The 12,962-nt window shown below is 69.4% G+C and carries 9 protein-coding genes; 8 read left to right on the top strand and 1 reads right to left on the bottom strand.

Going from position 1 to position 12,962, the window contains the following annotated elements; translation table 11 throughout:
- Positions 1–225: 225 nt before the first annotated feature.
- The 6 genes from METUNV2_RS0108170 to METUNV2_RS0108145 all read left to right on the top strand — a co-directional run bounded on the left by METUNV2_RS0108170 (position 226) and on the right by METUNV2_RS0108145 (position 9,356).
- The gene (locus METUNV2_RS0108170; RefSeq protein WP_018228985.1) at positions 226–2,913 is read left to right on the top strand and encodes a bifunctional acetate--CoA ligase family protein/GNAT family N-acetyltransferase; all 2,688 of its coding nucleotides are present in this window, start codon (positions 226–228) and stop codon (positions 2,911–2,913) included.
- Complete coding sequence (locus tag METUNV2_RS0108165; RefSeq protein WP_018228984.1) at positions 2,910–3,494, top strand: DNA-3-methyladenine glycosylase I; 585 nt, start codon at positions 2,910–2,912, stop codon at positions 3,492–3,494. The genes METUNV2_RS0108170 and METUNV2_RS0108165 overlap by 4 nt, the downstream gene beginning before the upstream one ends.
- 62 nt (positions 3,495–3,556) lie before the next feature.
- Complete coding sequence (locus METUNV2_RS0108160; protein WP_018228983.1) at positions 3,557–6,226, top strand: ligase-associated DNA damage response DEXH box helicase; 2,670 nt, start codon at positions 3,557–3,559, stop codon at positions 6,224–6,226.
- The gene (gene pdeM / locus METUNV2_RS0108155; RefSeq protein WP_018228982.1) at positions 6,223–6,888 is read left to right on the top strand and encodes a ligase-associated DNA damage response endonuclease PdeM; all 666 of its coding nucleotides are present in this window, start codon (positions 6,223–6,225) and stop codon (positions 6,886–6,888) included. Before METUNV2_RS0108160 ends, pdeM begins: the two co-directional genes overlap by 4 nt.
- Before the next feature lie 67 nt (positions 6,889–6,955).
- Entirely contained in the window at positions 6,956–8,497 is a 1,542-nt protein-coding gene (locus METUNV2_RS0108150; RefSeq protein WP_018228981.1) for a bifunctional ADP-dependent NAD(P)H-hydrate dehydratase/NAD(P)H-hydrate epimerase, read from the top strand.
- The gene (locus METUNV2_RS0108145; RefSeq protein ID WP_332309789.1) at positions 8,457–9,356 is read left to right on the top strand and encodes a DMT family transporter; all 900 of its coding nucleotides are present in this window, start codon (positions 8,457–8,459) and stop codon (positions 9,354–9,356) included. Before METUNV2_RS0108150 ends, METUNV2_RS0108145 begins: the two co-directional genes overlap by 41 nt.
- A gap of 7 nt (positions 9,357–9,363) precedes the next feature.
- Here METUNV2_RS0108145 and METUNV2_RS0108140 read toward each other — a convergent pair whose 3' ends face one another.
- On the bottom strand, positions 9,364–11,517 hold the full coding sequence (locus tag METUNV2_RS0108140; protein WP_026187985.1) for a putative bifunctional diguanylate cyclase/phosphodiesterase: 2,154 nt from the start codon (positions 11,515–11,517) through the stop codon (positions 9,364–9,366).
- 298 nt (positions 11,518–11,815) lie between these two features.
- Here METUNV2_RS0108140 and nadC point away from each other — a divergent pair, with 298 nt between their 5' ends.
- Positions 11,816–12,664: a carboxylating nicotinate-nucleotide diphosphorylase gene (nadC, locus tag METUNV2_RS0108135; RefSeq protein WP_018228978.1), complete on the top strand. Its 849-nt coding sequence runs from the start codon at positions 11,816–11,818 to the stop codon at positions 12,662–12,664.
- Positions 12,665–12,704: 40 nt separating this feature from the next.
- A complete protein-coding gene (locus tag METUNV2_RS19995) occupies positions 12,705–12,842 on the top strand; it encodes a hypothetical protein (protein ID WP_008059032.1) in 138 nt (45 codons plus the stop codon).
- Positions 12,843–12,962 lie beyond the last annotated feature (120 nt).

Raw genomic sequence — 12,962 nt, 5'->3', positions numbered from 1 at the left:
GGGATACTTCGCAGCCGGATGCGGTGCTGCGCGCCGCGGTCGTATCGCTGAAAAACGCGGGGCGGCACGCCGCGTGCCCGGCTGCAACATGTGGTTTTCCACAAGCGCAGCCTATGCTGCAATGCAATATACTGTTGTCGAACGTGCGCGGGCCTCCGCCCGCGAAGACGCGGACAGCGCCCCTCCTTCGCCGCTGCCGGTCTTCCTAGCCACGGGAGTTACACGATGCAGTACGAGCACTACCTCAAAGCCATGTTCGAGCCGCAGTCGGTCGCCATCATCGGCGCCAGCGAGCGGCCGGACTCGATCGGTGCGGTACTGGTCCGCAACATGCTGGACGCCCAGTTCAAGGGCGAGCTGCACGCGATCAACCCCAAGCACAAAGCCGTTTTCGGCGTGCCCTGCGTGGCCCGCCTTGAAGACCTGCGCAAGCGGCCGGACCTGGTCGTCATCTGTACGCCGGCCCGCACCGTACCGGGCCTGATCGACGAGTGCGGACGCGCCGGCATCAAGGCCGCCATCGTGATCAGCGCCGGTTTCGCCGAAACCGGCCCGGCCGGCGCCGAACTGCTGCGCCGCACCCGCACCGCCGCCAAGCGCGGCGGCGTGCGCATCATCGGCCCCAACTGTCTGGGCCTGATGCGGCCTTCGCTCGGCCTCAACGTCACCTTCGCGCGCTCCAGCGGCAAGGCCGGCAGCATCGGCCTGATCTCCCAGTCCGGCGCGGTGTGTACCGCGCTGCTGGACTGGGCGCAGTCCAACGGCGTCGGCTTCTCGTCCGTGGTGTCGCTGGGTGCGTCGATCGATCTCGATTTCGGTGAAATCCTCGACTACATGATCGCGGACCCGAAAACCGAAAGCATCTTCATGTACATCGAGGGCATCCGCGACGCGCGCCGCTTCATGAGCGCGGTGCGTGCGGCGGCCCGGGTGAAGCCGGTGCTGGCGATCAAGGTAGGCCGCCACCCGGCCGGCACCAAGGCGGTCGCGTCGCACACCGGCGCCATGGTGGGCGAGGACGACGTGTTCGACGCCGCGCTGCGCCGCGCCGGCGTGGTGCGTCTGGCCACGCTGGGCCAGATGTTCTCGGCCGCCAATGCGCTGTTCACCGGCTTCAAGCCGGCCGGCAAGCGGCTGGCGGTGGTGACCAATGGCGGCGGTCCGGCCGTGATGGCTGCCGACCGCGCGGCTGACCTGGGCATTCCGCTCGCGCAGCTGGCACCGGAAACGCTGGAAGTGCTGAGCCGCACGCTGCCGCCGAACTGGTCGCACGCCAATCCGGTCGATCTGATCGGCGACGCCGACGACGCCCGCTACCGCGCCGCGCTGGAAGCGGTGCTGGCCGACCCGAACGTGGATGGCGTGCTCACGCTGCTCACGCCGCAGGCCATGACCAAACCGACCGCGGTCGCCGAAGCGGTGATCGAAGTCGCGAAAACCGCCGGCAAGCCGCTGATGACCAGCTGGATGGGCTGCGAACAGGTGCGCGCCGCCCGTGCGCTGTTCGAGGCCGCGCACATCCCGACCTTTCGCTCACCGGAACCGGCGGTCGAACTGTTCCATCACATTTCGTCCTACTACCGCAACCAGCAGCTGCTGCGCCACGCGCCGGCCTCGCTGGCGCAGGACCTCGATCCGCCCTCGGTCGAATCGGCCCGGCTGGTGATCGAAACCGCCCTGTCGGAACGGCGTACCGTGCTGACCGAAATGGAATCGAAGGCGCTGCTCGCCGCCTTCCGCATTCCGATCGCGCAGACCGTGGTCGCGCGCAGCGCCACCGAAGCCATGGTGTATGCGGAAGAAATGGGCCTGCCGGTGGCGATGAAGATCGATTCGCCGGACATCACCCACAAGAGCGACGTCGGCGGCGTGCGCCTGCATGTCGACAACCTGCGCTCGGTGCGCGACTGCTGGCAGGAACTGATGGCCGAAGTCGGCCGCCGCAAGCCGGAAGCGCGGCTGCGCGGGGTGTCGATCGAGCCCATGGTGAACAAGCGCAATGCGCGCGAACTGTTCGTCGGCGTGGTGCACGACGACGTATTCGGCCCGGTCATCAGCTTCGGCCACGGCGGCACGCGGGTCGAAGTGCTGCGCGACCGCGCGGTCACGCTGCCGCCGATCAACGTCGAACTGGCACGCGACGCGATCCAGCGCACTCGGGTTTCGCAGATGCTGGGCGAGTACCGCGGCATGCCGGCCATCGACATGGAAGCGCTGGAGCGGGTACTCATCCGCGTGTCGGAAATGGTGTGCGAACTGCCGTGGATACGGGAGATGGACATCAATCCGCTGCTGGTCGACGAAAGCGGCTGCGTGGCGGTGGATGCCCGCATCATCCTGGCCGACGTGCAGCCGACCGCGACGCCGTATTCGCACATGGCCATCCACCCCTATCCGGCGCGGCTGGAACACGTGGTCACGCTGCCCAACGGCACCCGCACCATCATCCGGCCGATCCGGCCGGAAGACTCGGACCGCGAAGCGCGCTTCGTGCGCGAGCTGTCGGCCGAAACCCGCTACCTGCGCTTCATGAGCACGATCAAGGAACTGCCGCCGCAGCTGCTGGCGCGCCTGACCCAGATCGACTATGACCGCGAAATGGCGCTGGTGGCGGTGGGCGAGGAAGACGACGAACAGCTGGGTGTCTGTCGCTACGTGGTGAACCCGGATGGCGAAAGCTGCGAATTCGCCATCGTGATCGCCGACGCCTGGCAGCGCCAGGGTCTGGCCCGCATCATGATGAACCTGCTGGTCGAGGCGGCGCGCGAGCGCGGCCTGCGGGTGATGGAAGGCGTGTTTCTGGCCAACAACGAACGCATGCTGCGCTTCGTGCAGAGCCTGGGCTTCCACATCAACCGCGATCCGGAGGACAGTTCGCTGGTCAATGGCGAACTGCTGCTGCGCGCCTCATGAGCGTCGGGCCCGCACGCTGCGCGTGGTGCGGGCAGGACCCGCTCTATGTCCATTACCACGACAGCGAGTGGGGCGTACCGGTACGCGACGAGCGCGAGCTGTTCGAGCGCCTCATCCTTGAAGGAGCGCAGGCCGGCCTGGCGTGGATCACCATACTGCGCAAGCGCGACGGTTACCGGCGCGCCTTCGACGGCTTCGACGCCGAGCGCATCGCGCGCTACGGCGAGGCCGAACGCAGCCGGCTGATGGCGGACGCCGGCATCGTGCGCAACCGGCTCAAGATCGACGCCACGATAGGCAATGCCCGCGCGCTGCTGGCCATGCACGAGCGCGGCGAATCGCTGGCCGATCTGCTGTGGGACGCGGTTGATGGCCAGCCCATGGTCAATCACTGGCGGCGCATGGCCGAATGCCCGGGCAGCACCCCGCTGTCCGATGCACTGTCGAAGGAACTGGCCCGCAAGGGCTTCCGCTTCGTCGGCAGCACCATCGTCTACGCCTGGATGCAGTCGGTCGGCGTGGTGAACGACCATCTGGTGGACTGTTTCCGCCACCGCGAACTGATCCGTCCGCTGGACTGAACCCTCGCGCGCGGTCGCGCTCTGAGTCGCCAGGCAGCACTGCCCGCCCGATCCGATCGCCCATGACCGCCCCGCCCTCCGACCCGCCGGCTCCGGAAGAACCCACCCGCGAAGACATCCGCCGCGTAGTCGCGTCGTCGTCGCTGGCGCGCCAGCTGCGTGCCGCCCGGGCGCGCGCGAAACCGTCCGGCGCTGCACCCCGGCCGCGCCGGCGCGCCGCCGACGGCGTGCTGCCCGAGCTGGACAAGCTTCTGAGCCGCATCAGTGCGCTGTACGACGCCCGCGGCTGGCAGGCCTTCGCCTTCCAGCGCACCGTGTGGGCCGGTCTGGCGGCCGGCCGCTCCGGCCTGCTGCACGCCGGCACCGGCTCCGGCAAGACGCTGGCGGTGTGGCTGGGCGCACTGCAGCGGGCCGCTGCGCATCCGGCCGACGGGCTGCAGGTACTGTGGATCACGCCGATGCGGGCGCTCGCCGCCGACACCGCGCTCACGCTGCAGCACACGGTGCGTGATCTCGACATCGGCTGGGAGGTGGGCCTGCGCACCAGCGACACCGGCAGCGCCGAACGCGCCCGCCAGTCGCGCCGGCTGCCCCAGGCCCTGGTCACCACGCCGGAAAGCCTGTCGATCATGCTGTCGCACGCGGACGCGCGCGAGCGGCTGGCCGGACTGGCGGCAGTGGTGGTCGACGAATGGCACGAACTGATCGCCAGCAAGCGCGGCGTGCAGGTGCAGCTGGCGCTGGCCCGGCTGCGCGGCTGGAACGCCGGGCTGCCGGTGTGGGGGCTGTCGGCCACGCTCGGCAATCCGGATCACGCGATGCAGGTGCTGTGCGGCGACGGCGGTCTGCGGGTGGCCGGCGAGATCGAGCGGCCGGTGAAGCTGGACAGCCTGATTCCGCCGCGCATCGAGCGCTTTCCGTGGGCCGGCCACCTGGGCGTGCGACTGCTCGACGCGGTGATCGCCGAACTCGAAGCCAGCCGCTCCACGCTGCTGTTTACCAACACGCGCTCGCAGGCCGAGCTGTGGTACCAGGCGCTGCTGGAGGCGCGCCCGGACTGGGCCGGACTCATCGCGCTGCATCACGGTTCGCTGGCGCGCGAGGTGCGCGAATGGGTGGAAGCCGGCCTGAAGGACGGCCGGCTGCGCGCGGTGGTGTGCACCTCCAGTCTGGATCTGGGGGTGGATTTCCTGCCGGTCGAGCGGGTGCTGCAGCTCGGCTCGCCCAAGGGCGTGGCGCGGCTGATGCAGCGTGCCGGCCGCTCCGGTCATGCGCCTGGCCGCACGCCGCACGCCACCTGCGTGCCCGGCCACGGGCTGGAGCTGATCGACGCCGCCGGCGCCCGCCGCGCGGTGGCGGCCGGCCGGATCGAACCGCGCACCGCGCCGGAGGCGCCGGTCGACGTGCTGGCCCAGCATCTGGTGACGCTGGCGCTGGCCGGCGGCTTCGACGCCGACGCGCTGCGGGCCGAAGTGATGGGCTGCTGGAGCTACCGCGCACTCGACGACGCGACCTGGGCGTGGACGCTGGATTTCGTCACCCGCGGCGGTGCCGCGCTGCAGGCCTATCCGGACTATCGCAAGGTGGAACGCGGCGACGACGGGCTGTACCGGGTGGAACGGGCCGACATCGCGCGGCGGCACCGGATGCAGATCGGCACCATCACCGCGGATTCAACGGTGGAGGTGCGCTGGGCGAAGGGGGGCAAAGCGGGCGGCAAAGCAGGCGGAAAAACAGGAGGCGCTGCGGCGCTGGCCGGCGGCCGGCTCGGCCAGGTCGAGGAATCCTTCGTCGGCCGGCTGCGGCCGGGCGACTGCTTCCTGTTCGCCGGCCGGGTGCTCGAACTGGTGGCAGTGCGCGACATGCAGGCGCTGGTGCGCGCCGGCTCGGCGTCACGCGGCACGGTGCCGCGCTGGGCTGGCGGCCGCATGCCGCTGTCGACCGAACTGGCCGACGAAATGCGGCATCTGGTCGCCCTCGCGGCCGGCGGCGAGTATCCCGAACCCGAACTGCAGGCGCTGCGCCCGCTGCTCGAACTGCAGGCGCGCTGGTCCGCGCTGCCCGGGCAGGACGAAAGACTGGTCGAACGCATCGCATCGCGCGAAGGCCACCACCTCTTCATCTACCCCTTCGCTGGGCGGCCGGTGCACGCCGGTCTGGCCGCCCTGCTCGCCTGGCGCATCGCGCGCCGTGCGCCAGCCACCTTTTCGCTGTCCTTCAACGACTACGGTCTGGAACTGCTGTCCGCCCGACCGGTGGACTGGGTGGCCGAAGTGGCGGCCGGTCTGCTGTCGGAAGACGGTCTGAATGCCGACATCGAGCACTGCCTGAACGCCGCCCAGCTGGCCCGCCGGCGCTTCCGCGAAATCGCGCGGGTGGCCGGTCTCACCTTCCAGGGCTATCCGGGTCAGGGCAAGTCGGCCCGCCAGCTGCAGGTGAGCAGCGAACTGCTGTTCGACGTATTCACCCGGCACGATCCGGACAATCTGCTGCTGCAACAGGCGCGGCAGGAAGCGCTGTGCGACGAGCTGGACGTGGCGCGGATCGCCCGCACGCTGGCCGAACTGCGCAGCGCGACGCTGCGGCTGACCGAACCGCCGGCGATGACGCCATTCGCCTTTCCGCTGCTGGTGGCGCGGCTGCGCGAGCGGCTGTCGACCGAACAGCTGTCGGAGCGGGTGGCACGCATGGTGGCCCAGCTCGAACGCGCCTGCGACGGCGTGCGGCCATGACCGAAATCCTGATCGCCGGCGAACGCCTGGTGCTGCTGCCGGAGCGCGCGCTGTGGTGGCCGGCGCGCGCCACGCTGATGGTGGCCGACGCCCACATCGGCAAGGGCACCGCCTTCCGCGCGCTGGGCGTGCCGGTGCCGGCCGGCAGTTCGGACGACACGCTGGCCCGGCTGGCCGGCCTGCTTGAACGCCATGCGCCGCGCCGGCTCGTCTTTCTCGGCGACCTGATCCACGCCCGCAGCGCGCGCGAACCCGGCCTGATGCAGCGCTTCGCCGCGCTGCACAGCGCGGACTGCGACTGGCTGCTGGTGCGCGGCAACCACGACGCCCACGCCGGCGAGCCGCCGGAACTGGCGCTGACCGTGGTGGATGAACCGTGGGCGGACGGCCCGTTCGCGCTTTGCCATCATCCGGCGCCGCAGCCCGGCCGCTACGTGCTGGCGGGCCACGTCCATCCGGCGGTCCGGATCGAGGCCGGCGGCGACCGGCTGCGTCTGCCCTGCTTCGCCTTCGGTGAGGCGGTGGGCCTGCTGCCGGCCTTCGGCCAGTTCACCGGACACGCAGACCAGACGCCCACGCCCGGACTGCACCTCTACGCCTGCGCCGGCGAACGGGTACTGGCAGTGCCGCATTCCTCGGCACGGCGGCGCGGCCGGGCATAGAATCGCGTCTTTCCGGATCGCCCCGTCCCGCCACCGGCCTCAGCCGCGACGCACTTCCGATTTCCGCATGTCCGCCCCGAGAACGCTGAACACCGCCCCGCTCACCGCGCTGTACAACGCCGATGCACTGCGCCGCATCGAGCGCCACTACGCGCCGGACAGCACGCCGCGCCTGATGGAACGCGCCGGTGCCACCGGTGCGGCCAAGGCGATGCAGCTGGTGGGGGGCCGGCATGGCCGCATCCTGGTGCTGTGCGGCCCGGGCAACAATGGCGGCGACGGCTTCGTGCTCGCCCGCCAGCTCAAACAGACCGGCTTCGACGTGACCGTGGTGCATGACTGCGACGAACACCGCGGCGCCGACGACGCGGTAATGGCCTGGGCGTCATGGCGGTCGGTCGGCGGCCTCACGCTGCCACGCATGCCCGATACCGACTACGCGCTGGTGGTGGATGCCCTGTACGGCATCGGGCTGACCCGGCCGGTCGAGGGCGTGCACGCTGCCTGGATCGATGCGGTGAACGAGATGGACTGCCCGGTGCTGGCCATCGACGTGCCCAGCGGGCTCAACGCCGACACCGGCGCGGTGATGGGCCGCGCGATACGCGCCAGCCACACCGCCACCATGATCGCGATGAAGCCCGGCCTGCTCACGCTGGACGGCCCGGACCACTGCGGCGAATTGAGCCTGCACGACCTCGGTCTGGACTGCGCGGCAGTCACGCCGCCTTCCGGCTGGCAGGTCGGCCGCGAACTGTTCGCCCATCTGCTGCGCCCGCGTGCGCGCAACAGCCACAAGGGCACCCACGGCAACGCGATGCTGGTGGGCGGTGCCCGCGGCATGGCGGGTGCAGCACTGCTGGCCGGCCGCGCCGCGCTCAAGGTGGGCGCCGGCCGGGTATTCGTCGGCATGCTGGACCACGCCGCGCTGCCGCTGGACCCGGAACAGCCGGAACTGATGATACGGACCCCGGCCGAGGTACTTGCCGGCGACCTCGCCACCTGCGTGGCAATCGGCCCCGGCCTGGGTCAGAGCCCGGCCGCGCTCGACCTGATGCGCGACGCGGTGCGCTGTCCCGCCACGCTGGTACTGGATGCCGACGCGCTCAATCTGCTGGCCCAGCACGGCGATCTGGAACAGGCGCTGAGCCAGCGCGAAGCCGCCACGCTGCTGACGCCGCACCCGATGGAAGCCGCGCGCCTGCTGCGCAGCACGACCGCGAAGGTCCAGCAGGACCGCATCGCCTCGGCGCGCGAACTGGCGCGGCGCTTCCGCGCCTCGGTGGTGCTCAAGGGCTGTGGCAGCGTGATCGCGCTGCCGGACGGGCGCTGGTTCATCAACACCACCGGCAATCCGGGCATGGCGTCGGCCGGCATGGGCGATGTGCTGACCGGCCTGATCGCCGGTCTGCTGGCCCAGGGCTGGCAGGCCGATCTGGCGCTGCTGGGCGGCGTGCATCTGCACGGCCTGGCCGGCGACCGGCTGGTCGCACAGGGCAAGGGACCGAACGGCCTGACCGCCGGTGAAGTGATCGAATCGGCCCGCGCCGCCTTCAATGCGCTGATCGCTGGCGCCGACCCGCAGGACCCCCGTCATTCCACACGCTGAACGCAGGCATCCGCTGATCGGCGTCGGCCTCATGCTGGCCGCGCTGTTCTGCTTCGCGGTGCTGGACACCACCGGCAAGTTCCTGTCGCAGCGCTACCCGGTCGGCATGCTGGTATGGGCACGCTATCTGGTGCCGGCCATCGTGCTCGGTGCGGTACTGTGGCCGCGCATGCGGCGCAACCTGCTGGTCACGCCGCGCTGGCGGCTGCAGGTGTTCAGGGCTGCACTGCTGGCCGGCGTGTCCTTCCTGATCATGGGCGGGCTGCAGCGCATTCCGATGGCCGAAGGCACGTCGCTGTTCTTCATCACGCCGCTCATCGTGACCTTGCTGGCCGGACCGGTGCTGGGCGAGCGCATCACTGCAGCCAACTGGATGCTGGCCCTGTTCGGCTTTTCCGGCGTACTGCTGATCGCACGGCCTGACGGCAATCTGCCGCTGCTGCCGGTGTGCATGCTGCTGGGCGGATCGCTGCTGTACGCGCTCTACCAGCTGGCCACCCGCATGCTGGCGCCGACCGAACGACCACTCACCACGCTCTACTACACCGCGCTGGTCGGCGCCGCGCTGTCCACGCTGGCGCTGCCGGCCTCGGCACACGGCACGATGCCCGGCTGGCGCGACGGCCTGCTGGTGATTTCGCTGGGCGTGTCCGGCATGGCCGGCCACTTCCTGCTGATCCGCGCGATGGCGTTCGCGCCGGCGTCCGTGCTCAGCCCGCTGATTTATGTGCAGCTGGTGTGGGCGACGCTGATGGGCTGGTGGGTGTTCGGCGATCTGCCGGGCCCGAGCGCGGTGGGCGGCGCCGCGCTCATCGTGAGCTGCGGTCTGGCCAGCGCCTGGCTGGCCCACCGTCGCTGACGCCCGGTCAGCCCGCCACCAGTTCCAGCGCCGGCGCACCGTAGCCGGAATCGGCACGCAGGCGCTCGGCCAGCGCATGCACCCGGGCCGACTGTTCGGTCAGCTGATCGCCCTGCATCAGCGCCTCGATGCCGCTGGCCGGTACCGGCCGCGAGAAGTAGTAGCCCTGGATCAGGTCACAGCCGAGCGAGCGCAGCGTGATCACCTGCTCCGGCCGCTCCACGCCTTCGGCCACCACCTCCATGCGCAGCGAATGCGCCAGCCGTATCACCGCCTCGACCACATGGCGGGCTTCGGCCACGTGGTCCATGTCGATCACGAAGGTGCGGTCGATCTTGAGCTGGCGCGCCGGCAGCCGGCACAGATAGGCCAGACAGGAATAGCCGGTACCGAAATCGTCGATCGACAGCGTGACCCCCATGGTTTTCAGTTCTTCCAGTACGCGACGCACGCTGCCCGAACTTTCCATCACCACCGATTCGGTGATTTCCAGTGCCAGCAGGCCCGGGTCGATATCGAATTCGTCGATGCAGGCGCGCACCCGGTCCACCAGATCCGGCTGGCGGAACTGCTGCGGCGACAGGTTCACCGCCACCGGAATGCGCCAGCCGGCGTGCTGCCAGCTGCGTATCTGGCCGCAAGCCTCACGCAGCGTCCAGAAACCGATGGCGTTGATCAGGCCGAAGCGCTCGGCCACCGGAATGAATTCACCCGGCGACACCATGCCGCGCTCCGGGTCCTGCCAGCGGATCAGTGCCTCGACCCCGCGCAGCGCGCCGTCGAGCGCGGCCACCTTGGGCTGGTAGTGCAGCACGAATTCGTCGTTGTCGAGCGCGCGGCGGATGGCGCGCTGCAGACCGAGGATGTCCGGCCCGCCGCCGTCCATTTCGGTCGCATAGACGCGCCAGGTGTTGCGTCCGGCATGCTTGGCCGCGTACATCGCGGTGTCTGCGCACACCAGCACCCGGTTCTCGTCGCCGTCGTCCGGGAACAGCGCGACGCCGACCGAGGCCGATACCTGGATTTCGTGGGTGCCGATCAGCATGGGCTGGCTGGCCGCATCGACCAGACGCTGCGCCAGCCGCCCGGCACCTTCCTCGTCGATCGCGCCTTCGGACATCATGACGAACTCGTCGCCGCCGATGCGCGCCACCGCGTCGCCATCGCGCAGCCCGGCGCGCAGACGGCGCGCCACGCACTTGAGCACCTCGTCGCCGACGTGATGACCCAGCACGTCGTTCACCGGCTTGAAGCCGTCCAGATCGACGAACAGCACTGCCAGCCGGCCGCCCTGCGCACGCACCCGGGCCGCCGCTTCGGACAGCGCGGCATCGAAATTGACCCGGTTCGGCAGTCCGGTCAGCGGGTCATGCAGCGCGGCGTGCATCAGTTCGCTATTGGCCGCCTTGAGCCGCATCGCCAGCTGACGGGTGCGATGTTCCATGCGGGCATCGAACAGTGCCGCGACACTGCCTATCCAGGTGAAACCGATGGCGCCGACCGCGATGGTCAGGCCCAGCCAGGTCGGATCGATGTCGTGCTTGGCCAGACTGGCCGCTTCCGGCGCGAAAACCGCAGCGCTCATGCACAGGTAATGGACCGCGCACAGCCCCAGACCGACCACCACCGACATGAATGCCTTCACCAGGAAGAGCGTGCGTCCTTCCAGCGAACGCATGCGCCGCAGCGCCACGCTGGTGGCCGCAGCCACCGACGTAGCCAGCATCAGCGCGAGGAACAGCCGGTGCTCTTCGTACAGCACGCCGGGCTCGATGCGCATGGCGGACAGCGCGAGATGAAAGATGGTGACGATGCCACTGCCCACTGCCAGCGAACCGGCCACCAGCAGGGAGAGGGATCGCCGCATGCGGCGCGCGCACATCAGTGACAGCACGGCCACCAGCACCGATACGGCCCATGACTGAATGGTGATGATCAGGTCGAACCCGGTCTGCATCGGCAGCGAATAGGCCAGCATGCCGACGAAGTGCATGGACCAGATGCCGGTGCCCAGCACCAGCGCACCGGAGAAAAGCCAGATGCGGGCGGCGCGACGATCGGTACTGTGGATGCGCTGTGAAAGGTCCAGCGCCGACCAGGACGCGGTGACTGCCACCATCAGTGACAGCATGACCAGAAGCAGGTCGTACTGCCCCATCATGACGCGGACATTCCGACCGGAAAGACCGATGGCCGGCGTGCGCACGCCGGCCGCTGAATGCGGGTATTCATGATCCTCTCCCCCAAGGATTGAGTGCGACTGGGGCCGGTTCTTTTGCGGGGCCCTCGGGTCGCTGCAGCAGAGCTACGGCAGCCGGCGCACCAACTTTAAGCGGACTGGCCGGCATCGGCGGCGCAGCGTGAAGAACTTGCGCATGCGCTCGCCGCAGCGTGCGGCGGCGCGGGCGCGGGCCGCGCCGGTGCTAGAATGCGCCGCGACAAGAAATGGCGGAAAAACAATGCGGGAAAACGATCAGCTGTCCATAGAAATCCAGCGAAATGTGGCCCAGGCGCTTGCCGAAGACGTCGGCACCGGTGACCTGACCGCCCGGCTGATTCCGGCCGGCCGTGCTGCCACCGGCATGGTGACCGCACGCGAAGAGGCGGTGCTGTGCGGCCGCGAGTGGTTCGAAGCCTGCCTGCGCGCGCTCGACCCCAAGGCCAGCGTGGCCTGGCATGTGGCCGAAGGCGACTGGGTGGAACCGGACCAGCGTCTGTGCGAAATCCTGTCGGAAACCCGTGCCCTGCTGACCGCCGAACGCGCCGCACTGAATTTCGTGCAGCTGCTGTCGGCCACCGCCACCCTCACCCGCCGCTTCGTCGATGCCATCGCCGGCACCTCGGCGCGCATCGTCGATACCCGCAAGACCCTGCCCGGCCTGCGCCTGGCACAGAAATACGCGGTCACCGTCGGTGGCGGCCTGAATCACCGCATGGGCCTGTACGACGGCATCCTGATCAAGGAAAACCACATCATGGCCGCCGGCGGCATCCGCCCGGTGCTGGCGCGCGCGCGCGGCATCGCGCCGTCGAATGCCTTCATCCAGATCGAGGTGGAAACGCTGGCCCAGCTGCACGAAGCGCTCGATGCGGGCGCCACCATGGTGCTGCTGGACAATATGAGCATCGACCAGATGCGCGAGGCGGTGGCCATCAACCAGGGCCGCGCCGAGCTGGAAGCGTCCGGTGGCGTCAATCTCGACCGCGTGCGGGCGATCGCCGAAACCGGCGTGGACCGCATTTCGATCGGCGTGCTGACCAAAAACGTGCGCGCCATCGACCTGTCGCTGCGTCACATCGAACGTTGAGCGCCGCCCGCCCACACCCTTCCCTCGGAGATTCCGTCTGATGTGGTTCATCCTGTATTACGTTGTGGCGATCACAGTGCTCATCCTGCACTTCACCGGCTTTCTCGCCCGCAACAACCTGGAGTGGCTGGTGTTCGTGCTCGCGGTCACCGTGTTCCCCGCTGTGCTCTATCTCTGATCACCGGCAACAGCCCTTCGCTTCACCGGCCTCCGGGCCGCATTTCCACATCCGGGCGTCTGAGCTGACGCCCCTTCCCCGTCTTTTCCGACTGTCCTGTTCGCTGGCGTAAGCCGCGAT

This window comes from Methyloversatilis universalis EHg5 (genome assembly GCF_000378945.1).
Lineage (GTDB): Bacteria > Pseudomonadota > Gammaproteobacteria > Burkholderiales > Rhodocyclaceae > Methyloversatilis > Methyloversatilis universalis_A.
This window is presented reverse-complemented; position numbering and strand designations above follow the sequence as displayed.

Excerpts from the sequence above, each read along its gene's own strand:
- METUNV2_RS0108140 (WP_026187985.1), bottom strand. The coding sequence starts at position 11,517 with ATGATGGGGCAGTACGACCTGCTTCTGGTCATGCTGTCACTGATGGTG.
- METUNV2_RS0108170 (WP_018228985.1), top strand. The coding sequence starts at position 226 with ATGCAGTACGAGCACTACCTCAAAGCCATGTTCGAGCCGCAGTCGGTC.
- pdeM (WP_018228982.1), top strand. The coding sequence starts at position 6,223 with ATGACCGAAATCCTGATCGCCGGCGAACGCCTGGTGCTGCTGCCGGAG.
- METUNV2_RS19995 (WP_008059032.1), top strand. The coding sequence starts at position 12,705 with ATGTGGTTCATCCTGTATTACGTTGTGGCGATCACAGTGCTCATCCTG.
- METUNV2_RS0108165 (WP_018228984.1), top strand. The coding sequence starts at position 2,910 with ATGAGCGTCGGGCCCGCACGCTGCGCGTGGTGCGGGCAGGACCCGCTC.
- METUNV2_RS0108150 (WP_018228981.1), top strand. The coding sequence starts at position 6,956 with ATGTCCGCCCCGAGAACGCTGAACACCGCCCCGCTCACCGCGCTGTAC.
- METUNV2_RS0108160 (WP_018228983.1), top strand. The coding sequence starts at position 3,557 with ATGACCGCCCCGCCCTCCGACCCGCCGGCTCCGGAAGAACCCACCCGC.
- nadC (WP_018228978.1), top strand. The coding sequence starts at position 11,816 with ATGCGGGAAAACGATCAGCTGTCCATAGAAATCCAGCGAAATGTGGCC.